22 protein-coding genes are annotated in these 26233 nt (G+C 46.0%); 4 read left to right on the plus strand and 18 right to left on the minus strand.

What is annotated here, in order from left to right; genetic code table 11:
• The 8 genes from mraY to ECHVI_RS01565 form a co-directional block, all read right to left on the minus strand.
• Nucleotides 1-1212: a phospho-N-acetylmuramoyl-pentapeptide-transferase gene (gene mraY / locus ECHVI_RS01530; RefSeq protein WP_015264171.1), complete on the minus strand. Its 1212-nt coding sequence runs from the start codon at nucleotides 1210-1212 to the stop codon at nucleotides 1-3.
• A 3-nt stretch (nucleotides 1213-1215) separates the two neighbouring features.
• Nucleotides 1216-2679, minus strand: a complete 1464-nt coding sequence (locus tag ECHVI_RS01535) for a UDP-N-acetylmuramoyl-L-alanyl-D-glutamate--2,6-diaminopimelate ligase (protein ID WP_015264172.1) — start codon at nucleotides 2677-2679, stop codon at nucleotides 1216-1218.
• Nucleotides 2679-4790 (minus strand): penicillin-binding protein, encoded by a 2112-nt coding sequence (locus tag ECHVI_RS01540; RefSeq protein ID WP_015264173.1) that lies wholly within the window; start codon nucleotides 4788-4790, stop codon nucleotides 2679-2681. The genes ECHVI_RS01535 and ECHVI_RS01540 overlap by 1 nt, the downstream gene beginning before the upstream one ends.
• Nucleotides 4787-5188 carry an FtsL-like putative cell division protein gene (locus ECHVI_RS01545; protein WP_015264174.1) on the minus strand — a complete coding sequence of 134 codons (402 nt, stop codon included), beginning with the start codon at nucleotides 5186-5188 and terminating at the stop codon, nucleotides 4787-4789. Before ECHVI_RS01545 ends, ECHVI_RS01540 begins: the two co-directional genes overlap by 4 nt.
• A gap of 2 nt (nucleotides 5189-5190) precedes the next feature.
• Complete coding sequence (gene rsmH / locus ECHVI_RS01550; protein WP_015264175.1) at nucleotides 5191-6099, minus strand: 16S rRNA (cytosine(1402)-N(4))-methyltransferase RsmH; 909 nt, start codon at nucleotides 6097-6099, stop codon at nucleotides 5191-5193.
• Nucleotides 6096-6548, minus strand: a complete 453-nt coding sequence (mraZ, locus tag ECHVI_RS01555; RefSeq protein ID WP_015264176.1) for a division/cell wall cluster transcriptional repressor MraZ — start codon at nucleotides 6546-6548, stop codon at nucleotides 6096-6098. Before mraZ ends, rsmH begins: the two co-directional genes overlap by 4 nt.
• A gap of 455 nt (nucleotides 6549-7003) precedes the next feature.
• On the minus strand, nucleotides 7004-7978 hold the full coding sequence (locus tag ECHVI_RS01560) for a polyprenyl synthetase family protein (protein WP_015264177.1): 975 nt from the start codon (nucleotides 7976-7978) through the stop codon (nucleotides 7004-7006).
• Nucleotides 7979-8084: 106 nt separating this feature from the next.
• Nucleotides 8085-9008 (minus strand): lipid A deacylase LpxR family protein, encoded by a 924-nt coding sequence (locus ECHVI_RS01565; protein WP_015264178.1) that lies wholly within the window; start codon nucleotides 9006-9008, stop codon nucleotides 8085-8087.
• A 169-nt stretch (nucleotides 9009-9177) separates the two neighbouring features.
• Here ECHVI_RS01565 and ECHVI_RS01570 point away from each other — a divergent pair, with 169 nt between their 5' ends.
• The 3 genes from ECHVI_RS01570 to ECHVI_RS01580 all read left to right on the plus strand — a co-directional run bounded on the left by ECHVI_RS01570 (nucleotide 9178) and on the right by ECHVI_RS01580 (nucleotide 12881).
• Nucleotides 9178-10878, plus strand: a complete 1701-nt coding sequence (locus tag ECHVI_RS01570; protein ID WP_015264179.1) for a 1-acyl-sn-glycerol-3-phosphate acyltransferase — start codon at nucleotides 9178-9180, stop codon at nucleotides 10876-10878.
• Nucleotides 10853-11917: an NAD(P)H-dependent glycerol-3-phosphate dehydrogenase gene (locus tag ECHVI_RS01575; protein WP_015264180.1), complete on the plus strand. Its 1065-nt coding sequence runs from the start codon at nucleotides 10853-10855 to the stop codon at nucleotides 11915-11917. Before ECHVI_RS01570 ends, ECHVI_RS01575 begins: the two co-directional genes overlap by 26 nt.
• 70 nt (nucleotides 11918-11987) lie before the next feature.
• Nucleotides 11988-12881, plus strand: a complete 894-nt coding sequence (locus ECHVI_RS01580) for an SMP-30/gluconolactonase/LRE family protein (RefSeq protein ID WP_015264181.1) — start codon at nucleotides 11988-11990, stop codon at nucleotides 12879-12881.
• A 218-nt stretch (nucleotides 12882-13099) separates the two neighbouring features.
• On the opposite strand, the gene ECHVI_RS01585 is transcribed toward ECHVI_RS01580, so the two are convergent.
• The 6 genes from ECHVI_RS01585 to ECHVI_RS01610 form a co-directional block, all read right to left on the minus strand.
• Complete coding sequence (locus ECHVI_RS01585) at nucleotides 13100-14194, minus strand: lipid II:glycine glycyltransferase FemX (RefSeq protein ID WP_015264182.1); 1095 nt, start codon at nucleotides 14192-14194, stop codon at nucleotides 13100-13102.
• A 712-nt stretch (nucleotides 14195-14906) separates the two neighbouring features.
• The gene (locus ECHVI_RS01590; RefSeq protein WP_015264183.1) at nucleotides 14907-15224 is read right to left on the minus strand and encodes a helix-turn-helix domain-containing protein; all 318 of its coding nucleotides are present in this window, start codon (nucleotides 15222-15224) and stop codon (nucleotides 14907-14909) included.
• Nucleotides 15225-15275: 51 nt separating this feature from the next.
• Complete coding sequence (locus ECHVI_RS23995) at nucleotides 15276-15401, minus strand: hypothetical protein (protein ID WP_245553410.1); 126 nt, start codon at nucleotides 15399-15401, stop codon at nucleotides 15276-15278.
• A gap of 364 nt (nucleotides 15402-15765) precedes the next feature.
• Nucleotides 15766-17592: a DUF262 domain-containing protein gene (locus ECHVI_RS01600; RefSeq protein WP_015264184.1), complete on the minus strand. Its 1827-nt coding sequence runs from the start codon at nucleotides 17590-17592 to the stop codon at nucleotides 15766-15768.
• A gap of 186 nt (nucleotides 17593-17778) precedes the next feature.
• Nucleotides 17779-19356 carry a hypothetical protein gene (locus ECHVI_RS01605; protein ID WP_015264185.1) on the minus strand — a complete coding sequence of 526 codons (1578 nt, stop codon included), beginning with the start codon at nucleotides 19354-19356 and terminating at the stop codon, nucleotides 17779-17781.
• A 280-nt stretch (nucleotides 19357-19636) separates the two neighbouring features.
• Entirely contained in the window at nucleotides 19637-20302 is a 666-nt protein-coding gene (locus tag ECHVI_RS01610; protein WP_015264186.1) for a DUF6624 domain-containing protein, read from the minus strand.
• Nucleotides 20303-20449: 147 nt separating this feature from the next.
• On the opposite strand from ECHVI_RS01610, the gene ECHVI_RS24215 reads away from it, so the two are divergent.
• Nucleotides 20450-20581, plus strand: coding sequence for a hypothetical protein (locus tag ECHVI_RS24215; protein ID WP_281168844.1), 132 nt, complete (start codon nucleotides 20450-20452; stop codon nucleotides 20579-20581).
• Between the two features lie 219 nt (nucleotides 20582-20800).
• On the opposite strand, the gene ECHVI_RS01620 is transcribed toward ECHVI_RS24215, so the two are convergent.
• The 4 genes from ECHVI_RS01620 to ECHVI_RS01635 form a co-directional block, all read right to left on the minus strand.
• Complete coding sequence (locus ECHVI_RS01620; RefSeq protein ID WP_015264188.1) at nucleotides 20801-21613, minus strand: Nmad3 family putative nucleotide modification protein; 813 nt, start codon at nucleotides 21611-21613, stop codon at nucleotides 20801-20803.
• A 281-nt stretch (nucleotides 21614-21894) separates the two neighbouring features.
• Entirely contained in the window at nucleotides 21895-23481 is a 1587-nt protein-coding gene (locus ECHVI_RS01625; protein ID WP_015264189.1) for a M81 family metallopeptidase, read from the minus strand.
• A 386-nt stretch (nucleotides 23482-23867) separates the two neighbouring features.
• Nucleotides 23868-25100 carry a M48 family metallopeptidase gene (locus ECHVI_RS01630; protein ID WP_015264190.1) on the minus strand — a complete coding sequence of 411 codons (1233 nt, stop codon included), beginning with the start codon at nucleotides 25098-25100 and terminating at the stop codon, nucleotides 23868-23870.
• Between the two features lie 12 nt (nucleotides 25101-25112).
• Nucleotides 25113-26162 carry a PorP/SprF family type IX secretion system membrane protein gene (locus ECHVI_RS01635; protein WP_015264191.1) on the minus strand — a complete coding sequence of 350 codons (1050 nt, stop codon included), beginning with the start codon at nucleotides 26160-26162 and terminating at the stop codon, nucleotides 25113-25115.
• Nucleotides 26163-26233: the final 71 nt, after the last annotated feature.

Genomic DNA, 26233 nt, shown 5'->3' on the forward strand with positions numbered 1-26233 from the left:
TTATCGTAATTTCAGTGTTGCCAAGGTGATGATGGCCAACAGAATTCCTACAATCCAAAAGCGGGTCACGATCTTTGATTCGGGAACACCACCCTTTTGATAATGATGGTGCAAGGGTGACATCCTAAAGATCCGCCTTCCTTCGCCATACTTCTTTTTGGTATACTTGAAATAGCTCACCTGCATGATCACAGACAGGTTTTCTATCACGAAAATTCCACATAATACCGGGATCAACAGCTCTTTGCGCAAGGTCAAACACAGCACGGCGATCACCCCACCCAGCATCAAACTTCCCGTATCGCCCATAAACACCTGTGCCGGAAAGGAATTGTACCACAGAAATCCCACACAAGCCCCCAAGAAAGCGGCACAGAAAATCACCAGCTCACCGGAATTGGGAATGAACATCACATTCAGGTATTGGGAGAAAATGGCATTACCACTGATATAGGCAAAAATGGCAATCGCCAAACCGATGATCGCAGACGTACCTGCTGCCAAACCGTCGATCCCATCGGTGATATTGGCACCATTGGAAACAGCAGTGATGATAAATATCACCAGCAGGATATAGAGGTAAGGTGTCACATCATCCCCCAAAAAGCCCAAGAATTGCTCATAATTGAGCTCATTGTTCTTCATAAAAGGGATGGTGGTCTTCATGGCTTTTACATCCTCAAATGCCGGAGTCTCCACGACGCCTTCTTCGATGGAAACCGGGTTTTGGAATTCCCTTACCACCACGTCTTCGTGAAAGTATAAAGTGGCTCCCACGATGATCCCAATACCGATCTGGCCGATAATCTTGAATTTGCCCGCCAGTCCTTCTTTGTTTTTTCGAAATACCTTGATGAAATCGTCCAGAAAACCTATGCCTCCCAACCAGATCACGGTGACCAGCAGCAAGATGATATAGATATTGTACACATCAGCAAACAGCAAGGTGGGCAAGGTAATCGCCGCAATCATCATCAGCCCGCCCATGGTAGGCGTTCCTTTTTTCTCGCTTTGTCCTTCCAGCCCCAAGTCCCGAACTGTTTCACCAATTTGCTTCCTTCGGATCCAATCGATCATGCTCTTACCAAAGGTGATCGTTATGATCAATGAAAACATCGCTGCCATCCCCGCCCGGAAGGAAATGTACCTAAACACCCCCGCCCCCGGAAAGTCATATGCACTGTCGATATAATCAAAAAGATGGTAAAGCATGCGTTATTTTGTATGTATCAATTCCATTAATTCCTTTACAATTTTCAGATCGTCAAAAGGATGCTTTACCCCTTTGATTTCCTGATAGGTTTCGTGACCCTTTCCGGCCACTAAGATGATATCCCCCTTTTCGGCCATGACACAGGCCGTTTTGATGGCTTCCTTCCGATCCGCGATCACCACGGTCTTTTTGTAAGCCACAGGATTGACGCCCGTCTCCATATCCCGAAGGATTTCCATCGGATCCTCATCCCGGGGATTATCAGAGGTCAGCACTACCTTATCGCTCATATCAGTGGCGATCTTAGCCATGACAGGACGTTTGGCCTTGTCACGGTTGCCGCCACAGCCAACGACGGTAATCACCTTTTCGCCTCCAGTACGCACTCCCTGGATGGTCTTGAGCACATTCTCCAAGGCATCAGGGGTATGGGCATAATCCACTATCGCCGTGATTCCTTCCACATGCAACTGGTCAAACCTCCCTTGGGCCCCTTTGATACTGGAAAGCTGCATCAGCACCTCTTCTTCCTCTTCTCCCAGCAATAGCGCCACGCCCAGCACACTGGTAATGTTATAGGCATTAAACTCCCCGATCATCCTGAACCATGCCTGACGGCCATTGAGGTCCAGCTCCAGCCCTTGCAAGGTATTGCTGAGCACCTTGGCCTTAAAATCCGTAGGATATTTCAAGCCGAAAGTACGTTTGCTGGCCTTGGTATTTTGCATCATCACCATCCCCCGCTTGTCGTCGGCATTAACCAAGGCAAAAGCACCTTTGGGAAGCTCATCAAACAGCTTCTTCTTGGCCTTTATGTATTCGTCAAATGTACCATGATAGTCCAAATGATCATGGGAAATATTGGTAAAGACTGCCCCGGACAGCTGTAAGCCGGCCATCCGCTCTTGCACGATGGCATGGGAGCTCGCCTCCATAAAGCAATGCGTACACCCTTCCGCTACCATTTTGGCCATGAGCCTGTTGATCGCCACACTGTCCGGCGTCGTATGGGTCGCGGCAATGACCTCGTCATTGATTTTGTTCTCCACGGTACTGAGCATGCCCACCATGTAGCCCAACTCCATAAACAGCCTGTGCAAAAGCGTCACGCAGGTGGTCTTGCCATTGGTACCTGTTACAGCGACGACTTTTAACTGGGCAGAAGGATGGTCAAAGAAGTTGGATGCCATGATGCCCAAAGCCTTGGCGGAATCCACCACTTGGACATAGGTAATGCCTTTAGGCAATTCCCCCGGCAATGCCTCACAGACAATGGCCTTGGCTCCACTGGCGATCGCCTTATCGATATAGGCATGCCCATCCACTTGTGTGCCTTTGGTGGCCACGAAAACATCACCTTCTTCCACCTTTCGGCTGTCAAAGACAATATCCTTCACCGCCACTTCCATATCACCGGTAGTGGATGTCAAGGATACGTTGTACAATATGTCCTTCAAGGTCTTCATCAGCCTAAAACAATTCTTATCGAGCCTCCTTTGGGCACGTTTGCTCCGGCATGGAGGGACTGGCTTTTCACCCTTCCCCGACCGGAGTAATTCACTTTCAATCCTTTATTTTCCAACACATACAAGGCATCACGCAAGGTCATTCCCGAAACATCGGGCACCACGGGCGCCTCCACTTCATTGGCCTTCCAGGAAATGGAATGGTTGACCAATGAGGACTGCACCCATTGTTCGTCGCCATTGTAATGGTTGGACAGCCCAAAACGGTTACAGATCATCTGCAACTCGTCCACTTTGCCGGCCTGGATGTAAGGGAACACTTCATCGCCAGATCGCTTTTTGGGCGCTGGGATGCCATCATCCTTGTTCAATTCCAGGTCTTGGGCGTATATTTTATCGGCAATCTCCTTAAAAACCGGCGCCGACACATCTCCACCATAAGCATTAAAGCCCTTCGGGCTGTCGATCACGATGATCATGCTGTATTTGGGCGCATCTGCCGGGAAATAACCGGCAAAAGAAGTGTAATATTTTCGCGTATACCGTCCGTTGACCAGTTTTTGGGCCGTGCCCGTCTTCCCAGCAATTTTATAGTTACTGTTGCTGATATTTCGGGCAGTACCGCGCTCCACCACGCCTTCCAGCAATTCCTGCAACTGGCGGATGGTCCGATCCGAAGCAATGCTCTTGCGAACCACTTCAGTATCATACTCCTCCTCCACACTGTTGCCACGCTGGATGCGCTCCACGATCATCGGCTTCACTACCCGTCCGCCATTGGCCACGGCATTATACAGGGTCAGCGTATGCAGTGGCGTGAGCTTCACTTCATAGCCTATGGACATCCAAGGCAAAGTGGTCCCGTACCAGTTTTTCTTGTTTTTGGGATCCTTGAAGTAAGGTACTCCTTCTCCTTTTAGCTGAAATCCCAATGGCTTATCCAACCCCACTTGCTCCACATAACCCAAGAACTTCGCCGGATCCACTCCAAATTGTTCGTCCACCAATCGCGAAATCCCCACGTTAGAGGACTTTTCAAAGGCTTGTCTAACGGTAAGTTTCCCGTATCCTCCATATTTCGCATCCCGCATGGTCTGGTTATAGAACTTGTAATTACCATCTCCAGTGTCCACAGTGTCAGTCAGGTTTACCTTGCCTTCCTCCAAAAGGGCCAACATGGACAGCAACTTAAAAGTCGATCCTGGCTCGGTGAGCCCTTGCTCTCCGATGGCATAATTATAATACTCGCCATACCCGTATCCACTGTCCTTCTTCTCCAGGTTGGCAATGGCCTTGATATGGCCGGTTTTTACTTCCATGACCACCACACAGCCATACTCGGCATCCTTGTTCAGCAGCTGCCGCAGCAAGGCAGATTCTGCCACATCCTGGATGTTGATGTCAATGGTCGTGACCACATCATAACCATCTTCGGGCCTGATGTCCTCCGCGTCGTGCACGGGTTTCCAGGTCCCTCCGGCGATTTTTTGGAAAAGGGCCTCTCCATTTTTTCCTTCCAGGTAACCGTTAAAGCTATATTCCAAACCAGCCCCATACCGGTCCTCATTTAAAAACCCGATGGTCCTGCCCGCCAAGTTTTTGAATGGGTTATAGCGTTTCTCGACCTTTTCGAAGATCACACCTCCGCCCATCCTGCCTTTCCGGAAAATGGGCCAGGTGGACATGGCCTGCTTTTCTTGATATCCTATTTGCCTTCTGTTCAGGACTATGTACCGCCTGCCCTCCAAACGGGCATCATTGATCATGCGCTTGTAAGCATTGGCGGATTTATCATTGTAAAAAGCGGACAACTTCCGGGAAAGGGAGTCAATACCTGCGCGGTATTCATCCTCGTCGGCAATCCCCGGATCGAGGGCCACCCGGTAAAAAGGCAGGCTGGTCGCCAGCAAACTACCGTCATCGCTGTAGATATTTCCCCGCGTGGCACTGACCTTTCGGTACTGCAGGTTGATATCCTCGGCTTTTTGTCGCCATTTATCTCCATCCACAAACTGAACATGGGCTATCCTGTAAAGAATAGCCCCTGCAAAAAGCACTACCGCCAAAAAGGCAAGTCTTACCCTCAGTAATATGGATTTCTTAATGTTCATTTATCCCTTATAATCTTTTTTGGAGGTTCCTCAATTTCGTAGATGTTCAACACTTTGATCTTTCTGGCCACTTCCGACTGTTTGCTGCTGAACATATATTCCGCTTCCAGCGTAGTGACGTCCGCCCGCAAGTCTTCTACCTCCTGCTGCAGGTCTTCAATCTCTCGAATCGTACTCTCCGCTTTATGGTTGCTCCAGATATAGATCAACGCGATCAACGCGGCATATAGAAAAGGAGGCACTAGCTTCACGGGAATCCCTTCTCCCAGGATATTGCTCATCTTCAGCTTTTCCTCGATCAGGGCAAACACGTTTTTGCTGTTGGCAGGCTTGCCGGACCTGCGGCTTTCGTTGCTTCCTCTTTTCTTTATTTTCTTCTTAAAAGTATTTCCTTCCATGTCTATACTTTTTTTGCAATTCTCAATTTGGCACTTCTCGCACGGTTGTTTCTGGCCACTTCTTCAGGACTGGCCTGAATGGCTTTCCGGCTGACCGGCTCCAAGGGACGAATCAGGTTCCCATAGAAATCTTTTTCTACTTCCCCCTGGAATTTCCCTTTGCTGATAAAATTCTTGACCATCCTGTCCTCCAGGGAATGGTAACTCATCACCACCAGCCTGCCTCCGGTCTTGAGCACCTCCACGGACTGGGTCAAGGCATCTTCCAAAGCGCCCATCTCATCATTCACCTCGATCCGCAGGGCTTGGAACACTTGGGCAAAATACTTGAACTCCCGCCCTCTCGGCGCCAACTGCTGCAACAACTGCTTGAACTGCTCGGTGGTCTGAAAGGGTGCGTTGGCCCGTGCCGTCACCACCGCTTGCGCCAGTGACTTGGCATTCCGCACCTCCCCGTACATCCCGAACAACTTGTGCAGCGCCGCTTCCTCATAGGTGTTAAGCACATCCTGGGCAGACACACCGGCCAATTGGTTCATGCGCATGTCCAGCTCCCCATCAAAGCGGGTACTGAACCCCCTTGAGGGTTCATCGATCTGGTGGGAGGAAATCCCAAGGTCGCCCAAAACACCGTCTACTTTGCTCAGCCCGTACAGCCGAAGGTACCTGGCCAGGTCCCTGAAATTCGCTTGGACAAAGGTGAAGCGCTCGTCATCAGGAGCATTTACCGCCGCATCCTCATCTTGGTCAAAACCGTACAGTCTGCCCTCAGGCCCCAAATGTTTGAGGATTTCTTTGGAATGGCCACCCCCGCCAAACGTCAGGTCCACATAGACCCCGTCAGGACGAATGGCCAAGCCCTCCACGCATTCGTGAAGCATCACTGGAATATGGTACGCTGTTGCACTCATTTATTAGCATCTGACAAATACGTTCTCGCCTGATCGGCAAACACTTCTGGATCGTTTATCAAGAAATTATCATATCGCTCCGGATCCCATATCTCGATGGTCTTTCCCATCCCCACTACAATCACTTCCTTGCTGATACCAGCAAACCCCAGCAATGGCTTGGGGATCAAAAACCTGCCCGTAGAATCCAGTTCTATTTCAGTATTTCCACGGTAAAAGCTGCGCTTAAAATTCCTTTGCTTGGGGTCAAAGTCATCTAAGGCAGACACTTTATTGTCCAATTTACGGTACTCATTCATGGGATAGAGCACCAAACAAGGGTCAAAACCTCTGCGCATAACAAGCTCATTACCAAAAGTCTCCGGTAGTGCCGCCTTCAATTTGGCAGGCAAAACCAGACGTCCTTTGGCGTCAAGCTTGCAGTAATATTCGCTAGAGAAATTCCCCATGTTATTATCGATCGATCTTCTTCAAATACAAAAGTAATAAAAGCAATCACACAATCCACCACCTTTCCCCACTTTTTCCCACTTCTTTATAAATGTATCTAAAAGTTTAATTTTGTCCAATAATTATACAAAAAAATATATAAGTTATCAACTGATTCCCACCCTGTTACGACATAAAACAATGGTGATCAGCATTGGCTAAAAGGGGCTTATTTTGCAAATAGAGGATGTTTTTTGTAAAAAATCAAGAATTTATAAAAGCTACAAACAAAGCAATTCCACGTCTAGTGGGGGGATTTCCCATAGAATTCCAAAATTTTCCATTTAAGGTTTCTTTTTTTAGAAAAAGCGCACGGCAATTACTTTTAAAAAGTTAACAAAAAAACAACAAAATCAAGTAAAAATCACCTGTTGTTCATACACAAAAAACGAATTATGCTACACAATTAACCCCTTTACTTTTTCCGCTCAATGGTATATTTCACCAAATTGGCCAAAGAATCTTTATAGGCCGAACTCGGCTGTGCCTCCAAAATGGCCAAGGCTTCATCGAAAAATCGGGTCATCACCTCTTGGGCATATTCCAACCCGCCTGAAGCCTTCACAAACTTAATCACTTGATTGACAGCCTTTTTATCTTCGTTTTTGTTTCGGATCAGGTAAATAATCCGCTTCTTATCGGTCCAGCTGGCATGGTTCAAGGCATAAATCAAGGGAAGGGTCATCTTCTTTTCTTTGATGTCTATTCCCACCGGTTTTCCCACTTCGTCTTCCCCATAGTCGAAAAGATCATCCTTGATCTGAAATGCCATCCCCACTTTCTCCCCAAACTCCCGCATACGCTCCACGGTAGCCTTATCTGCACCGGATGTCACCGCACCCACGGCACAACATGATGCGATCAAGCTGGCTGTTTTTTGTCTGATAATGGTATAATACACCTCCTCGGTGATGTCAAGGTTACGTGCCTTGGCGATCTGCAGCAGCTCCCCTTCACTCATTTCCCGCACGGCATTGGAAACCTCCTTCAGCAGGTCAAAATCACCATTGTCCACACTGAGCAGCAGCCCCCGGGACAACAGGTAATCTCCCACCAATACGGCAATTTTATTTTTCCAAAGTGCATTTACCGAAAAAAATCCCCGCCGGTAATTGGCATCGTCCACCACATCATCGTGTACCAGGGTCGCGGTATGCAGCAACTCAATCAACGCCGCTCCACGATAGGTGGATTCATTGATCCCGCCGGTGACCCCTGCCGTGAGAAACACGAACATCGGCCGCATTTGTTTGCCTTTACGCTTGACGATGTAGCTGGTGATGTGGTCCAAAAGCTTGACCTTGCTCTTCATAAAAGAACGAAACTTCTTTTCGAAGTCGGTCATTTCCTCCGCTATGGGGGCTTGTATTTGTTTGAGGTCTGGCTTCATCACTATTTTGGAGATGCAATAATACAATCAAATAAGCCATTGACAAAATGGATGAGGGGAATATGAGCTATTTTATTGGATGGCACAAACCTGTTCCCCGCTAAAATCAAAAAGTGTAATAAAAATACAAACTTCCTAAAAACTGCCCTTCTGCCAAGCGCGTTTCTTGTGTGCGGTAGTAAAAACGATAGGCAAATCCTACTTTCGGATAGGCCAACACCAGTTGTGCAAAAAACTCATTGACATTTTTGACAGGCTCCATCGTCGCCAAATCAACATCATAGGACTGTTTCGTCCCCTGCAACGTAGCATTCCAGTACACGCGCTTAAGGCGCACGCCTCCTTGGAAATAAAGCTCCCTTTTGCTGGGCATCCCCACCCGACTGCCTGAAATAAAACTCTCCGAAGGGCGGTGGTTAAAACGGCCGATCCTAAAAGAGGGGGTGATTCCTAAACTCCGATCATAATTCCCGAGTGCCACCCGTGGCTGCAGCCAAAAGTCCACCTTCCCTTCACGAAATACGTTCACCGCGCCTTCCAGCCGGAGGTTCACCAGTGCCCCATCTTGAATTTGATACTGCCATCCCTTAGGCTGTGGAAACCCGAAAAGGGTGTGGTACCACACTTGGACATCTTCTGCTTTTGATCCAGGGCCTATTTTTCCTAAAAGAAAATCGCCAGACAACCACCCCTTTTTGATAAAATGCTGGTAACCCACTTCCCCATAAAGCACTCCTGCATAGGGACGATCATAAATGTTGACATCATCCGAAGTGTACCGCTCCGGGGTATAAATCTGCTGGGAAACGGTCGCCTTCAGCCGTCCCCTCTCCGACAGGTAATGCCTATAACTAAAAAACATCCCATTGGTGTAGTAGCGGTCAAAATGGGAAAACGCCAGCGCATCGTTGTCTACCCGTAAGGAAAACTGGTGCTTTCTGATGGCTCCGGTCTCGGTTTGTCCGTGGGAAAAAGGCACGGACAAACCCAAAAAACAGGAGAAAAAGAAGATTATTTTGAGCTTCTTCACTTTATTAATAGATATCAGGCGATCAACCGTTAAATTATCAAAAAAACTTTATTTTGGTTACATTAACTAGTATTTGTTGATAGTTGAGATAAAGCTTCCTTAATAATCTCCCTCACTACCAAAGCTTCATTTTTTCATTATCTTTGAAAAATCATCAACGAAAATCCCCTTGACTGACGATTATATCAAACAAAAATACGACCCGATTCTTCCTCGTAAAGATGAATGGCCCGTGGTGAAGTTAGCCAAAAGCCGTAAGGATTTTGTCCAAAACGTGGCGACCTTCAGCAGAGATAAAATCATCAGCATGACCGGCAACAACCTTGACCTGCTCAAGGAAGAACTGGAGACCACGCTGTACCGCGAAAAACTGCGCATCAAACAGAACCCTTGGCTTGTGGACCCTGATGATGAAGAAGAGTTTTGGGCCGGAGTAAAGTCCGCCTTGGTACAGATTTCATTTGAAAGCCAAGCGACCGAAGAAGAGAAAAAAGCCGCTTACCATAAAATCCTGGAAAGCATCACTTCACGGTATTCGGAAGAAATCGCCAGTAACTTCAAACACAGCCATTACAAGGCCACCCGGAAGATCGTCACCTTTGGTTTTTCCAGGCTGTTAAATGCTGCCCGGGTAAAAGGGCTGGGCTCCATCTTCAGCAAGCAATACACCCTTCAGGACAAAATCCAAATCATTGGCGAAACCGAACAGCTCAGGGATCTGGCTTCAAAGGGAACCATCGTCATGGTCCCCACGCATTTCAGCAACCTGGACAGTATCCTGATCGGCTGGACCATCAGCACCTTGGGCATGCCCCCTTTTCTTTACGGTGCCGGGTTAAACCTCTTTAACATCCAGATTTTCGCCTACTTTATGAACGCTCTTGGCGCCTATAAAGTGGACCGACGAAAGAAAAACCTGCTGTACCTGGAAACCTTAAAAAGCTACTCCAGCGAGGCCCTCCAATTTGGCTGCCACAGCTTGTTTTTTCCCGGCGGCACGCGCTCCAGGAGTGGAAAGATCGAAAACAAACTCAAGCTCGGACTCCTCAGTACGGCCGTGGAAGCTCAGCGTGCCAATTACGAAAAAGGCTTTGATGATATAAGCGGAAAAATATTCATCGTCCCGGTCACGATAAACTATCACTTTACCTTGGAAGCACCCAGCTTGATCCGCGAACACCTGAGCCTTACCGGCCAAGAACGGTACTACAAAGAAACGGATGAGTTTTCCAACTCCTACAAGATTTCAAAATTCTTGGTCAAGTTCTTTACCAAGGGCTCTGACATCTCAGTTTCCATAGGGCAGCCGATGGATATCTTGGGCAACTACGTGAACAAAGCGGGAAACAGTACGGACCGCGATGGACGTATGATCGATTGCCGGGATTATTTCATGTCAAATGGCAAGGTAAGCATAGATCCCCAGCGAGAGGAGGTCTATACCCAAATTCTCGGCGACCGCATCGTAGAGGAATTCCATAAGATCAACCGTGTTTTCAGCAGTCATTTGGTGGCCTTTACCGCCTTTCAGATGATCAAAAAGCAAAACAGCAAAATGGATCTCTTCAGCCTGCTGCGGCTGCCGGACGAGGACTTGATCCTGGACTACAGCGATTTTCGCGCTTCCTGCCAAATGGTGCTCAACCGCCTGATGGAAATCCGAGCCAAAGGGCTCGTGCATGTAGCGCCCCATTTGAAGCAGGACATCGAAAAAATCATTGCCCATGGGCTGGCAAACGTCGGCATGTACCATGCCAAAAGGCCGCTGATCAAAACCAGTGACGATAAAATCACTACCCAAGACATGAGCCTCTTGTATTACTACCACAACAGACTGGACGGTTATGACCTTGAAAAACTCTTCAAATAACAGTGAAAAACCTGTCGGTGTCATCGGCATTGGCAGTTTTGGCACCGCCATAGCCAATATTTTGGCCGAAAAAAACAATGTCATCGTCTACGCCAGAAAGCAGGAAATCGTGGACGAAATCAATGAACAGCACAGCGCAGAGGGCCGGGAGCTCAACCAAAACATCACGGCGACGACGGATCCGCAGTCCCTTTGTGAGACCTGCGAAGTGATGTTTCCGGTGGTATCTTCCTCCGGCTTCAGGGACGTCATGAAAAAATTCGCCCCTTTCCTGCACCCCTACCACATCCTCATCCACGGCACCAAAGGCTTGGTCCTGAACCTGCCCGAAGGCCGCAACCTCGACAATGTGTCCAAAATCCACCGCGAAAACATCTGGACCATGAGCGAGGTGATCCAAAATGAAACGGTCGTCGTCCGCGTCGGCTGCCTGGCCGGGCCGAACTTGGCCAAGGAACTTGCCAAAGGACAACCTGCCGCCACCGTCGTCGCCAGCAGGTTCAACGAAGTCATCCTCGAAGGACAGCGGCTCCTCCGATCGGACCGGTTCCAAGTGTACGGCAACCAGGACATCATCGGTGTGGAACTCAGTGGTGTACTCAAAAACACCATCGCCATCGCCTCCGGCGCCTTGGCCGGGCTGGGACTCGGCGAAAATGCCAAGGGACTGCTGATCTCCAGGGGAATGGTGGAAATGATCCACTTGGGCAATGCCCTTGGCGGACAAACCCAGTCTTTCGTAGGCCTCGCCGGGATCGGAGACCTGGTGACCACCTGCAGCTCTACTTTCTCCCGTAACTACACCGTAGGTTTCCGCTTGGCAAAAGGGGAAACCCTGGAGGCCATCAATGACAGCATGGACGAAGTGGCCGAAGGAATCAACACCGTCAGGCTCTTGAAAACTTTCCTGGAAGGCACCGGCATGCGCGCGCCCATCACCGAAAACCTGTACAAAGTGCTCTTCGAAGGCTTTAAGGTCGAAGATGCCCTCTACTACCTGATGAAATATCCGTTTAATGTGGACATCGATTTTCTGTGATCCTCGTCGTGAGGTATCCCTGCCGAGGAAAATCGCTGCAAAGCTGAACCTAAACGAATGCAAAAAACCTATGAAGACCGTATCCATTCCTTGCCTTTTCATCCTTTTGCTCACCATGCTAGCCTGCACTTCAAGCAAGTCCCCCCTGCTCCTCACCGGTACAGCACCGACCATGGTGTCGGATGAGTTTTCTTTTACCGAAGGACCGACCGTAGCGCCGGACGGGGACGTGTACTTCACCGACCAGCCCAACAACCGCATCTACCGGTGGTCGGCAGAAACGGAAACCATCAGCCTCTACATGGAAGATGCCGGCCGCGCCAACGGGCTTTATTTTGACAAAAAAGGCAATTTACTCGCTTGTGCGGATGAAAACTTCCAGCTGTGGCGTATTGATCAAAACCAAGAAGTGGAAGTACTGGTGGATGGCTTTGAGCAGCAAAACCTCAACGGCCCCAATGACCTGTGGGTGGACAAAAAAGGCGGCATCTACTTTACCGACCCTTATTACCAGCGGGAATACTGGACGAGGCAAGCTCCGGACATGGACCGGCAACGTGTCTATTACCGGTCGCCCGATGGCCACACCAAAGTGGTGGCGGACCACTTTGTCCGGCCAAACGGCATCATCGGCAGCCCAAAAGACAAAACACTCTACATCGCGGACATTGGCGACCAAAAAACCTACCGCTACGACATCCACAAAAACGGCAGCCTCAGCGAGCCGACCCTATTTGTGAACATGGGCTCGGACGGCATGACCATGGATGAAAACGGCAACATCTACCTCACGGGAAACGGCGTAACCATCTTCAACCCCGATGGCGAGCAAATCGGCCAAATCCCGATTCCCCAAAAATGGACGGCCAACGTGACCTTTGGTGGAAAAGACCGCAAAACCCTCTTCATCACCGCTGGCCCAGCCGTCTACACCCTAAAACTAAACGTCTCCGGCACCAAGTAGAAACATCTATTTGTAACCGTTATTTTAAGCCACAGATAAAAGGAATGAACACAGATTAGTAATAGCTGGAGCATCCTATCTGCGTTTATCAACGTTCATCCGTGGCCAAAGAGAAACCATAGACGACAAAGAATAGGCATAGCCATCGAAATAGGCTTTCCATAATCAAGCGGAATTGACGTTTAAGCCAACCTCATTGCTAGCGAAACTTTGGTAACTCAATTATTCATTTCCTGTGCTTTGAACATCTCATACCCTTTCTCCTGAAACGGATAATCCCAGCAGCCCATGCGGTGAAAAAGCTGGCCACCAAAGCCCTTCTTGTAGAGGTGGACGCCATGCAGCGGATGGGAGCGGTCCAGGTTGGGGGCACAGCCAAACATGTCATACTCCTCACAGCCAAAAGCCTTGGCACGCTTAATCGCTTCCCACTGCAGTGCATAACTCGCCATGGCCTGGCGTTGGTCTGATGCTGAAGCTCCAAAAAGATAAGTCGCCCGCTTATGGCTGAGCACCAGCAGCATCGAAGCCAACTCCTGCCCTTCATGTGACGCCATCAGCAAGCATACCCGCACCTGCTCGTCCTGATGGGCAAAGAGGTCCAAAAAGTAATCCTTGGTCTGATACGTGATGCCTTTCCGGATCCCCGTTTCTTCATACAGGGCATACCAGTCATCCAACTTTTCGACACCATATTCGCGGACTTCCACCCCCTTCTTATTCGCCTGGCGGATATTATAACGCGTATTGTAACGCATCTCGTACAGCAATTCTTCCGACCCGCGGTCCAAATCCAGAAAAAAGGTGTTTTTCGGCAGGGCATCGCCGGGGCTCTTGCGCAGGTTCCAATGGTCGGTATTGAAGTTTACGCGAAATTCCTGCGTCTGCACCGGGGGCGGCCCTTGCCAATTGCCCTTGGGATCGTACAACTCCTGCTCATCGGCCCATTGGTTTTCCCAAAGGAGATCGTAGCGGATAAAGACGCAATGCTCAGGTAAATGAGGCCTCAAGGATTCCGAAAGCTTCTCCAGAAATAGCCCTTGGTGCTCAAACCGCGGCTCCAATTTCGGCCCATAAGGCACATAGGCAAAGCAGTGCCCTTCGCCAATATCCTTGAGCAAGATCAGCAAGTCCTCCTCCAACTGCTGCGAGGCCCCAGCATAGGGATCCAACAGTGCCTTGGACACCTTCAGCCGAAAGCCGTTGGGCTTAAACCCCTGTTTGTGTTTTACCTTTGCCCAGAATGGGGTCTGTGGCAAAATATTAGTCGCATTGATTTGGTCAACTGACGTTCGCTCCGCAGTACAGGTCATCACATGTTAATTTTCAGCCGGCCGGGGGAAGCACCTCTCCCACTCGCCATAAAACAAGCCGCAAAGCTAAAAAATCATCCAAAGACCAAAAAATATTTCGTGTAGTTTTCTATAAATCAAGGCATTCGGAATAAAACCCACCCTTTATCCTTTCTCCATGGCTATTGTTATGACGCCCTGCCAGGGCTGGGGTTGGGGAAGTTGTAGGGGCTACAATCGGTTCCTTGTGCATGCTGTTCCTGATTTGGAATCAGGAACTCTTGAAAAGGGGGATTTGCAATCCCCATGGAGGGGAATCTACTTGCCAATACATATTACTTGACATCGAATATTCATTTTCTTTTACCACGCTGCTGCTCCTAACGGAGCATTATTGCGACACTTTTCTACGCCCTACCAGCCCAATGCCCAAACTGACTTATGCCGCTAGCTATAAAACAGTTTGGTAAAGTCATGCTACTGCTAAATCTCCTTGTGCCGTAGGCTCAAAACTGCTTCTCGAATTTACCTAGCCTACTCATAGTTAACCACTGAATAGCATCCATTGACGTTCCAAAAGTACCGTATTTGTTTCGCCCCAAACCGCCATAAATATAAAAAGACAAAAAAGCTTCCCCATAATCACCCCATTCCCAGCAACAGTCATTCAACAAGGCATTCAGGCTTGGCTGTTCCAGCCGTCAGCATGCTTAGTTATTGTGTGTAGTGCTTTTTATTCAGTTGCCAAATCCATTTTCTGGTTTAGCAACTCTACGTTAAAATTAATTTTTGCGTTTAACGCCCTGAAAACTTTTAAAATCGTCTCAAACCTTGCGTCTGTCAAATTATTCTCGATTTTGGAAATCTGAGCTTTTTTCACTCCGATTAATTCTCCGAGTTGGGTTTGTGTCAATTTCCTTTCTTTTCGAGCTTGTTTGATTGCTTCTCCGATTAAGTCAAGTCGCAATTCGTTTTCATAAGCATCTCTTTCCGCTGTACCTTTTTTCCCAAGATATTTGTCTTTTACTTCGTCAAGTGTGTATGTTTTCATTACTTCTTGTTTTTACTTTCAAAATATTTGTTCATCAATTCGGTCGCTTTGTCAATTTTCTTTTTCGGTGTTTTTTGCATTTTTTTTGACAATTCCGTGAGTTGCAATCACAATAGTCACTTCATTATCCGTTTTGTCCCAAAATGCAAAGAGTCGGTATTGCTTTTTGTTGTACAAGGTTCGAAATTCCCAAATATCTTATGTCAGTTTTTTAAAGAGCGTATTGTCGGTTTTAACTTTTGCTCTGTCAATATTGAAAAGTATATTCTTTCGAGCCTTTTCATCGAGTGTATCCAAGAAGTCAAAAAACTTCTTTTAGAAAATCAACTTTAAATTTTTCCGTCATTCAGATATTTGTTTGTTACAAATGTAAAAGTTTCCTTTTTAGTAAATAAATTTTATTCCGAAGACGTTTTCTCACAATACACACAACGGTCAAGTATAAGAGCAGTAGCGGATTTCAAGGTAATTACCTTTCCGCCACCACAAAAGTTTATTAAATGCACAGACCTTGAATTTATCACTTTCCCCGCTATTGCTCTTATACAATGTTGTAGGGCGTTTTTTCTTGTTCCGTATTCTCTCGTATTATTTTCTTCAACAACTTTTCTCTCTCCTGAATGTACACTTTAAAGTTTTCAAATTTTAGGTCTATTGATTCAGGTATCAAAAGTGAGTTTCTTATTCCAAGGTTATGTTTCTCTTGTTTTTCTATCCAATTCTTTAATTCCGATTTGTTCTTAGATTTATTTTGTTCTTCTGAAAGTAACGCCAAATTCAACACAGTATTCCAATGACTTTGATAGAACTCAATGTCTTCTTCATCTTCTAAAAAGCTGAAATCTGAATTTTCAAATTGACTTCTTGGATATAGATGGTCAATATTTGGATTTTTAAATTCAAAATTGAATTTTGGAAAGAGAAGCGACAATACATAAAACCCATCTAAACTGTCATATGAGGTTCTTAGTATATTTTCTAACTTTTCTTCGTCCATTAAAAAACTACGGTTCGTGCCTTTGAACTTTTCCTTTAGCTGAACTAAAGGGAAATCGCTTTCGTGGTTTTTTTCAATCACTTGTTTAATTGATTTTAAAAAGCCGTCTGAACTGCCACCGAATAGCTTATTCAAAAGGGATAGGTGAAGGTAATTTTTAATTATAGATTTATTTCTAACGTGTTTGTTATCCTTATTTATCTCATTTGAACAGTCTTTTAAGTAGATGTAGTAGATTATTGGAATAACTGCATTTTTTGACCGTAAAGAATGATTGTTAAAAGACAGTGATTTTACAAGCTCAAAGCTTGATTTAATGCTTCTTGTTATTTTACCCCATTCAGATTTAATTTTTTGAATTGTTTCGCCTTGAAAGTTTTTTAAAGCAAACCTGATGTCCGCTGAGAAAAAAACCAAGCAAGTTTTTAAAACAAAGTCCTGATTAATCCCAAAACCAATATCTTCTACCTGTCTGATTAATTCGTCAATTTCTTCACGTGCTCCTTTTGTGGATTTTCCTGATTCCCAAGATGCTGTTATAATTGACATTAGTAGGTCTGCGAAAGAAAGTATAGATCCACCTGAATTAGTTCTTATGAATTCATAAAGCACTTTGTCAAAGTCTTGATTTTTTTCTAAGAAGAAGTTGATTATTGGCTTTTCATTGGTCAGCTTATATAGCTTTAACAATGTCTCGCCTGGAAATCCACCAATATCAAGCTCGTTTTTAGATAGATAAGTAATTACGCTATGTTCGTTCTGAAATTTCAGAATTTCTCCAACTTCAAACCAAAAGCAATCAACTTCAAATCTTTTGCCTTCTTCATCTACGACTCCTTTAGTTTTTCGATTGTTTTGTTGTTCGTGTTCATTATGAATGAGAAATCGAAAATCATATACTTTCTTTTCTTCATCATCAACAATTGGATTTAGAATATCAAGGTATAATTTCCTGCTTGGGTAATCTCGCTCATCCTTTTGATATTTCTTCTTCCTGTAAACATACTTTTTGTAGGCATATGTACCTTTTAAACCAATATACAGACTGTTCAGTCGCTGTTGTCCGTCAATTACAGCTTTAAAGTCTTTATAGCCATTAGTATTTCTTTCTTCGTTGTTTCCCCCTTTGTATTCAATGTATTTTCTCAAAAAATCGTAGAAACGGAACTGATTTTTAATGTTCGCATCTGTTACAGACCAAAACATAAAAGTGTTTATGGGGTAATCCTGCATAATTGAGTCAAAAAGAAACTCAACTTGTCTTGTATTCCAAACGAACCGTCTTTGAATTGAGGGAAGAAGCAAGTCTCCTGAATCTATATTGTCTATTGCTTCCTTTACAGTTATAGCTTTCTCTAGTTCGTTTGCCATTTTAGTTTAATATTTCTCGTTAATCCAACTGTTGTTTTAAATGCCCTACAACGGTCTCGAGTATGATTAGTAACGGATTTTTAAGCACTAACTTTTCGGATTATTACAGACCTTTAATCTCTTCATTTTGTTTCGTTTAAGCGATTAAACCGCTATTTTTTATATACGTTGTTAGCCACTGGGCTTTTATTCTTTCAACTCAAAATATTTTTCCAGAGTGTTTAATGTAAATACTGATTTTACAAATATTTCTCCCAAAACTTCAATGTAATTACTATCTGTAATTACAAAATATTCAATAGCTTTTTTACAGTCCTTATTAGACTCGCTAAATGTGTGAGCAATTAGTCCAGACCTTAAATTTTGAAGATTTCTTAAAAACACAAACATATCTGGAATATTCATTCCTTTTGACTCTAAAAACTTTTCAAACTTTCCAATTCCTCGAATTTTTGAGTCCAAATCTAACCCTTTTGCTAATTCCTTCTCATTAAGTCTATCAATAGTCAGTTTTACTATTGTTAGAGTTTGTTCACAGAAAGCTTTAACGTTGTTTGTAGTTATTTTATGCAATGCAGTAAAAAGATGCTCTTCTGTTTTTGATAATGGTTTGTACAATTGCCAACCAAACTTTTCTTGCCATTTTTTATTGAAGCTTTTATACTTTGATTTAAAGAACAAGTCAACTGTTTCAGGTTGTTCTGCCCATTGACCTTCTATCATTGTTCTGTAATAAGTTCTACTAATATTCATTCCCTCTTTTGGTGGAATATTATATTGTTTCCAATGAAGTTGTTCCTTTTCCGGAAGCATTCTCAAATTGGTAAGAAAGACAGGAATGTATTCATCTACATTATTGTCTATTTTTAATCTAAAAAATTTCGAACCAACACTAAATCCATCAACTTGATATTTGTTTGGTTGATTGTAGTATTTGTTTAAAACCTCTTTTTTGAAATAAGTAACTTTAAAATGATTGCCGTCTGTTTTTCCGCAATCTTCATAAATTAATTCCCCTTCGTCATCAATTCCGATTATAAAGCTTTCATTTTTTGATTCTCCAAAATCAAAATGTGATCTCTTTGAATTATTTGGTTTAATGAATACTTTTCCCATAATCCAACTTTGAGTTTTGTCGGATACATTGCGAATTAAATGACTATAAATAAAGTCGTTTTCTTTGATTAATTCATCCTTGTGTATGATGTTCCAATCTGAAGGGATTTCTTTTAGCAACCTCATAAAATCATAGCATACTACGAAGTTCATATCTCTCATTGTGATATATTCCCTCAAATAATTGATTTTTACTTTAATCAATTTTGGCTCAATAATTAGAACTTCGTCTAATTCCCCATAATCGCTTACATAATAAAATGTACGGTTTTGTTTGTCATTTCCTTTTTCGTAAAGTCGAAAGTAGAGAACAAATTCCTCGGCAACATCTATGTATTTTATTGAAGTTTCCTGTAATGAAAAGCTTTTGTAGAATAAAAAAGGTTCTAAACCTTCTTCGTCATTTGATTTATATGTGTTGTCTCCGTAAACAGATGGCTTTCCTTCACTTCCCATTGAAAGTGGCCAATTATAATCTTCACTATATTTCTCAACTTTGTCGTTTGATATTAGACAACAATATATTCCAGCAGAATCGTCAAAGTCTTTAGAATCATCTTCATATATTTTCAGCCAACCGTTTTTGATTAAGAACTTGGATTCAATTTCTTTTTTTTTGTCCTCTAAAAGAAAATAATCTTTCTCCATTTTTTATTCGTGTAGATTGGTTTTCGCCTTGTGCCCAACGTCTTTATATACTCAATTTGAGTATATATTCTATTGAATATTTTTCTGTTAAATTACTAATATTTAGATCGTTATTATTTAATAATTGGTCAAATGTACTTTTAATGTTTTACAATTTTTTGGTCGATACAGGTGTATAATTATCGGTTTAGAACCTTAGCAATTCCGAGTGGTCTCCCCGAACTTATTTCGGGATAGGCAAATCCACCGTAATTGCGGTTATACATTGGTGTAACCAGCTTTATAGATCATTTAATTCGTTAATTTGATATAACTTAAATTCAACATCCATATCTTTTAAATATTCTTCAAGGCTTTTTTTAAATCCAACTTGTTTTCTCCAAGTATCTATTGAGTCAGCGTTTTTAATAGGCCAAAGAAAATAAATCCATTCTCCTTTTTTATTGGCTTTTCCTTTTATTTGAGTCCCATAAATCTGTTCAAGCCCTTGTTCCATTAAGTTTCTATCTTCCATCATTGCCAAAGAAGTTTGAGTTATGTCCCCATTTTCTGCTGCTTTTCTAATTATTGGAAGATACTTGCTTATTTTATCTGAATGCTGAATTACATAAAAAACAGCTTTGCTAGCGGGTTCACCAACTGTAGATTTACTGGGATACCCATATTTGCTGATAATACTTTCTATTTCTAAAATATTAATGCTGTCAATTTTACGCATTAAATCAAATTTTTTATTTCCATCAATATCTGATTCTTTTAAGTTCATTTGGGTTAGCAATTCAGCTTTTCTCTCCTCAGATAAGCTTCCATTTACAATTTCTCTTATTCCTTGGTCTTTCAGTAAAATGTTTTCAAGATTAGCCTTTAGTTCAAGATTAATCTTATTTTCTACAGAATTATCTTTATCGCTTTTCTTACAAGAAATTAAGATTGTCAATAGCGTCAAGAAAACTATTTTAAAGCATTTCATTTTTTTCAAATTGGTTACAACACCTTTACATCCACCACATCCCGTTCATAAACGATGACTTCCGTTTGCAAACGGGTATTCTCGAAAATTAAGCTTTTGCTCACGTTTAAAAAATACCACAAAATGGGTATTTTTCTGGGGTATAGGAGATGGGCTGGAGATCTCATCGCCAAACGGCAGGCGTACCCGGTCGGTATAGGCCCTTGGATTACTGCTGCCCAAGAGCTGGTAGGTGCGAGGGTGGTTCATGAGTAGTAGTGTTTAGGATCAAAAAACTTTTTATCCCTTAATATAGCACTTTTCTGGTTTTTAGCGGTTACCCTCCCCGATCAATCTAGGAAAATCGTTTTTGAACTATTAGTAGAGATGTCAGCCTGAGCGTAGTCGAAGGCTAGACGTTGGATCTCGACTCCCTGCCGGACAGGCAAGCGCTTGATCTGACCCTTTTTGCCTGAATTAAATAACTTCATGGGGTTAAAAGCGATTACCCTCCTTGATCAATCCCTTTGCCCAGTCCTTTACCTTTTCGTTTGCGGTGACCACAAACTCTTGGCCCTTGGCGGCGGACTGGAAGTAAGTTGGGCGGAAGCTCTTGGGGGTGTGGTAGCTGATGGAAACGTTCCGGAAGCAATCGGGCAATTGCCAGCGGCTTTTGGAGAAGCCCGGCTTGGTCAGCTGCAGGCCAGGGTGTGCTTTCAGGACACCTCCTCCCGGCAGCTCCGGCAAAAAGTCCAGCCACTCGCTGGCCCGGTAAATCCTATTGTGCTTCGCCGCCCGAAACCGCTCCTGCGCATGGGGATGGTAGCTGATTTCGGGACCATCATCCTCCAAGGGATCGATCACCTCCCCGACCTGCAAGTAGCCAAAGATCATGTGCACTTCCGGGGCATCCTTCCGATAGGCCAGTCCTTGCTCCCCCCTTTCAGTCTGCCGAAAGGTCCCAAAAAACAGGAACAGGTCGCCTTTGCCCACCCCGCACTTTGCCAAGTGGCCCTGGGCGGCGCCGGTCTGTCCCAGCAATGGCCGCCATCCGGGAGTCCTGGGAAGTGCCTGGTCATCCAAGTCGGGATCCAAATGGCAGCAGCTTTTCCCGCGAAGGGGTGTGGAGGGACGAAGTCCTTGGATGATCGCCCCATAGGACTGACCACCATGCTGCAGTTCATCATAGGTCAAGGTATCCCGCGGCTCCGGGATGGGCAGACTCAGCAAGGTCCCATCCGGCAAAATCGGACTGGGCTGCCCTCCATACTGGGCATCGAAACCTTTTCTACTTAAAATTATGCGCAAAACCACCTTCGTTTGATCATAAAAGCCCTTCGCTCCACCACAAGGAGGCGATCACTGGCTACAATCGCCTGCGATGACGGCTTCCTTGGTCGGATTATAAACATTCTTGTTGATTACCCCCCGGCAAGGCCGTCGTTCATCAACAACGCCCGCACCGCACAAAAATCGGCCAGGGAAAGATTATCTATTCTCAAAGTATTGAGTATCAAGATTCAAGTATCAAGGCTCAAGACTCACATCTCACATCTCAATACTCAGGACTCAATACTCAAGACTAAAGCCTACTCCTCATGCGACAACGGAACCAATTTTGCCGAAAGGTCCGGCCGCTCCATGCCCGGGTCAAAAGGAAACATGGGGCGTTTGATCCGCTCGTACTCCAAGCGCATCAGGTCTTGGTCCACTCCACCCGGGGTGAGCGCCAAAAGCCAATCCGCCCGCATATCGTACAGCTCGGGCACCAGGTAGCCTATTTTTACCACGACGATATCCGTCTGCTTGGGCTGCAATCCCAAGGCGGTAAAATCAGCTTCATGATGGTAAGGCTTTCTTTTTTTGGTCACGATGACGTTGACACTGCCACATTTGACCACCACTTCAGTTTCGGCATGGCGGTCTCCTTTTTTGATGGACTCCACGGATCCTTTGAGCATGATCGGGCCTTCATACCGGTCATCCACGGCTGCTCCCACGGGGGCTTCCACATGGCCGCCCACGCCCACTTTTTCGGCCGCCTCCACCAACTTCGGCCCAGGAATGGAGGCATAGATCACCGACGGGCCGTTGGCATCCTTGAACTCGGGCCGGTTTAAGATCTGGCGAAGGGTCCACGTCACATCCCCTGCTCCACCGGCCGTGGGATTGTCCCCGGAGTCGCTGATCATAAAGGGCTGCTCTTCACTGGCAATCGCCGAATCCAACGCTTCCGTTAGTGTGGCCGTCGGGGCGACAAATTCAAATTCATCCCTGACCGCCCAAAACTGCTCGGCAAGCTCTTCTGCCGTGGCGGTAACCTTCTCCTCATCATCACCGGTGACCATGACCACCCCGTGGTTTCGTGGCTCATCTGCCCAAGCATAGCCGATCCAAATGGCGGCATCCACGATTCCCGTTTGATTGGCTGCCGGTGCCACCGCGGCATACAAGCTTTTGCCCGGCTCCACACGGGTACTGGTCTTTTCGCCCGGCAATAAAATGGGCACGGGCACATAGGCCTTGTATGCGGGCTTGCCTTTTCCGGATTCTATACGCGCCAGCAAATTGTCCATGGCACGCTTCTTCGACTCCAGTGCATCCTCATGGGGCGCCATGCGGTAACAGGTGATCAAATCAGAATGCTTGGCCAACCGCCACGACACATTGCCATGGAGGTCCATGGAGGTCGAAATGATGGGCTCCTTACCGATTACCTCGCGAATCCGCGTAATCATATCCCCTTCAGGATCATCCAGCCCCTGTACGCTCATGGCGCCGTGGATATCAAAGAACAACCCGTCATAGGGACCGTTTTCTTTCAGCATCTTCAAGGTCTTCTCCATCAATGATTCATACGCCTCTCTGCTGACGATCCCCCCGGGAATAGCCTTCCCGGTCAATGTAGGCACCCATTCGGCCCGCTGGCGGTTTTCGGATCCTGCGGCCATGAAGGGATAGTTGTCATAAATCTCCTCACCTGTCTTGGCATGGAAGGCGGGCGCTTCTGTCACGGCAGGGGAAAAAGTACTGGACTCAATCGCCAGCCCAGCAATGGCTATTCGAGGGAGGTTGACTTTCTCGGCCTGCTGCTCAGATGTACTGCTACAGCTTGAAAACAGGGCCAAAAAACTTAATAAACTTGATGTCAATAGTAGGGTGAATGATTTTATCATAAATGCAATTAGGTTTTTTAATGATGTACAAACCTCCTGAAACGATCGAAATCAGGCAGGTATTCACGAAATGCCTGCCATAGGGCTTGATAATGAAAGGGGCAGGCGTGTGATTAATTGGTGGTTATCTGTGGTTCTTGATGCGTCTGATGCAAACATCGATCAATTCATCCACCTAATTTAGGTAAAAAATTCCAACTTCAAAGTTTCCCGCGAGTACCCAAGCGCAGCTGAGAACAGGAATCCCCCACCGCGCGCGCCCAATGACAGCCCTACACATATCTCAAGTTCAAGTATCAAGAGGCAAGACGCAAGTATCGAGACTCTAGACTCAATATTCACGTCTCATATCTCAAGACTCAAGACTCAATACTCAAATCTCCCTACTAGTTTTCCAACTGCTCCAAGCGCTGCATCAGTGGGGGATGGGAATAATTGACGAAGACATGCAAGGGATGGGGATTGATCTGGGTGAGCGTCTTGACGGAGAGGGTCTTCAGGCCTTCGGCCAAAGGTTTTGCGGCATACGTTTCCTTTGCATAGCGGTCCGCCTCAAACTCATTCTTGCGGCTCAGCATGTTCATCCCAATGCCCAGCAAGGTCGAAATGGGCGAAAACAGCAATACAAACCCGATCAAATTGAGGTGGACCGCCACCCGTTCGCCGCCCAGGGCCAAGCTGATGGTCTCGCTATTGACAAAAAGGGAAAGCACAAACAGCATGACCCCAATTTGCAGGACACTGATGACCATGCTCTGGAGAATATGTTTCTTCTTATAGTGGCCGATCTCATGGGCCAGCACCGCCGTCAGCTCCTCGGTGGTATGTTGTGCGATCAAGGTATCGTAAAGCACCACCTTTTTGCGCTTGCCCATGCCGGAAAAGAAAGCATTGGCCTTGGTGGAGCGGGTGCTGCCGTCAATGACAAACACATTGTCCAGGGAAAACCCGACCGATGACGCATAGGCCAGGATACTTTTCTTTAGCGGTCCTTCCTCCAGCGGGGTAAGCTTATTGAACAGGGGAAGGATCCACGAAGTGTAAAACAGGTTGATCAGCACCATAAAGAAGGCTGCCACCGCCCAAAAGTACCACCAAAACCCACTTCCCAAACCATTGATCAGCCAAAGCAGCAAGGCCAGCAGTCCACCGCCCAAGATGATGCCCAGGGCATATCCTTTCAGCTTATCCAGTACAAAGGTTTTCTTCGTCGTTTTATTGAACCCAAAATCGGCTTCAATCTTAAACGTATGGTAATAGTCAAACGGCAGGGAAAGCAAGTCGGAAGCCAAAAACAGGATGCCAAAAAACAACAGGGATTGCCAAAGGGGAGCTGCCACCCCAGTGCTTACCCAGGCATCCAACCAGCCAAAAACGCCCCATTGGAGGCAGGCCACCGTCACCAAAAAGGACAGCCCGCTCGTCAGGAGCCCAAAGCGGTAATTGGTGCGTTGATAGTTTTTGGATTCTTGGAGTTTTTCCTGGCTCAAGTGACCGCGCAATGTGTCGGGCACTGGCGGCACCGGCTGCCGGACATTTAGCCAACTGGTCCATTTATCAAACAAAAAACCGGCTACGACCAAGCCGATCAGGAGGTATTTCAGTTGTTCTGCATTCATGCAGCAAAGCTATTAAAATTTAGGACAAGGAAGAATGGTATTTCGGAGCCGGGGCGCTCCGGGATTCCGGTCGGGAAACCGGTAGGACACGCTGATCTCATGGGCACCGCCCGATTGGATCCCCAGCTGGGACATGGTGTAATCAAAGCTGTAGCCCACATCCAGTCCCGTGGGAAGGCTCAGTCCGAGCAACATGACGATGGCATCCCGGTTACTTTCGCTGTTGAGCGGCTTGTAGGGAAGTCCGCGGTACCAAACCCCAAAGATCAACGGTTCGGCATAGACATAGGCACCAATGTCAAGTTGCTCAAAAACGCCCTGCTTTTTATAGTTGATGGTTGGGACAAAATACCGCTGTTTGTACGTATGGGTAAAGTCACGCTTCATGGCGCCATGGCCTAGCCCAATGCGGTAGCCACCGTGAAAGGACAGCTTTCGGGGCAGTGGACTTTCCCCTTCCAGAAAAGACTGGTTGGGTTCATTGATATGGTGAATGGCTCCTCCCAGCCAGAGGTTCTCAGTAAAGAGCAACCCGCCAAAGGACAGGGAGAGCAAGCTGACCGGTTCTCCCAATCCGGTGAGGTCCGTATTTCCCGGAAAGATCGGCCCAAAGGGATCCTGGGGATTGATCTGATTGGCAAAGACCAGGTTTTCGTAATAGCCCACTTCCCGGCGGATGTAGCTACCTTCAAAACCGGGGCGAAAATAAACGGATTCGCCGAGCTTCAGCTCATAGGCATACATGGCCGAGATGGTCAGCGAGCGCAAATCCGCCGCTCCCTGTACGTCATTCATGACCATCAAGCCAAATCCGCTGTTATACTTTTCCAAAAAAGTATCGGCATAAGCAGAGAAGGTATTGTATTGGGCGTCCAGCCCGGGCCACTGGCTACGGTAATTGGCCCCTATGCGCGTCTGTAAGTCTGAGCCGGCAAATGCAGGATTCAGGTAGAGGGGTGCCGCGTAATATTGACTGTATTGCGGATCCTGTCCAAAACTATTGCCAGTAGAGAACGTTAATGCTAAGATGCAAAAAACTAGATATATATAAGACCTAAACAAAGAAATGTTCGTTTATTTGAATAACGTTAAGCTTATTAAACGGCTCTCTGGCGCATCGTGTTTTAAAGCTA

Source organism: Echinicola vietnamensis DSM 17526 (assembly GCF_000325705.1).
Classification (GTDB): domain Bacteria; phylum Bacteroidota; class Bacteroidia; order Cytophagales; family Cyclobacteriaceae; genus Echinicola; species Echinicola vietnamensis.

What these genes read in the sequence shown, in the direction of transcription:
- mraY (WP_015264171.1), bottom strand. Translation starts at nt 1,212, where the DNA reads ATGCTTTACCATCTTTTTGATTATATCGACAGTGCATATGACTTTCCG.
- ECHVI_RS01585 (WP_015264182.1), bottom strand. Translation starts at nt 14,194, where the DNA reads ATGACCTGTACTGCGGAGCGAACGTCAGTTGACCAAATCAATGCGACT.
- ECHVI_RS01590 (WP_015264183.1), bottom strand. Translation starts at nt 15,224, where the DNA reads ATGAAAACATACACACTTGACGAAGTAAAAGACAAATATCTTGGGAAA.
- ECHVI_RS01580 (WP_015264181.1), top strand. Translation starts at nt 11,988, where the DNA reads ATGAAGACCGTATCCATTCCTTGCCTTTTCATCCTTTTGCTCACCATG.
- ECHVI_RS01545 (WP_015264174.1), bottom strand. Translation starts at nt 5,188, where the DNA reads ATGGAAGGAAATACTTTTAAGAAGAAAATAAAGAAAAGAGGAAGCAAC.
- ECHVI_RS01575 (WP_015264180.1), top strand. Translation starts at nt 10,853, where the DNA reads ATGACCTTGAAAAACTCTTCAAATAACAGTGAAAAACCTGTCGGTGTC.
- ECHVI_RS01605 (WP_015264185.1), bottom strand. Translation starts at nt 19,356, where the DNA reads ATGGAGAAAGATTATTTTCTTTTAGAGGACAAAAAAAAAGAAATTGAA.
- rsmH (WP_015264175.1), bottom strand. Translation starts at nt 6,099, where the DNA reads ATGAGTGCAACAGCGTACCATATTCCAGTGATGCTTCACGAATGCGTG.
- ECHVI_RS01560 (WP_015264177.1), bottom strand. Translation starts at nt 7,978, where the DNA reads ATGAAGCCAGACCTCAAACAAATACAAGCCCCCATAGCGGAGGAAATG.
- ECHVI_RS01535 (WP_015264172.1), bottom strand. Translation starts at nt 2,679, where the DNA reads ATGAAGACCTTGAAGGACATATTGTACAACGTATCCTTGACATCCACT.
- ECHVI_RS01630 (WP_015264190.1), bottom strand. Translation starts at nt 25,100, where the DNA reads ATGAATGCAGAACAACTGAAATACCTCCTGATCGGCTTGGTCGTAGCC.
- ECHVI_RS24215 (WP_281168844.1), top strand. Translation starts at nt 20,450, where the DNA reads ATGGGTATTTTTCTGGGGTATAGGAGATGGGCTGGAGATCTCATCGCC.
- ECHVI_RS01540 (WP_015264173.1), bottom strand. Translation starts at nt 4,790, where the DNA reads ATGAACATTAAGAAATCCATATTACTGAGGGTAAGACTTGCCTTTTTG.
- mraZ (WP_015264176.1), bottom strand. Translation starts at nt 6,548, where the DNA reads ATGGGGAATTTCTCTAGCGAATATTACTGCAAGCTTGACGCCAAAGGA.
- ECHVI_RS01625 (WP_015264189.1), bottom strand. Translation starts at nt 23,481, where the DNA reads ATGATAAAATCATTCACCCTACTATTGACATCAAGTTTATTAAGTTTT.
- ECHVI_RS01600 (WP_015264184.1), bottom strand. Translation starts at nt 17,592, where the DNA reads ATGGCAAACGAACTAGAGAAAGCTATAACTGTAAAGGAAGCAATAGAC.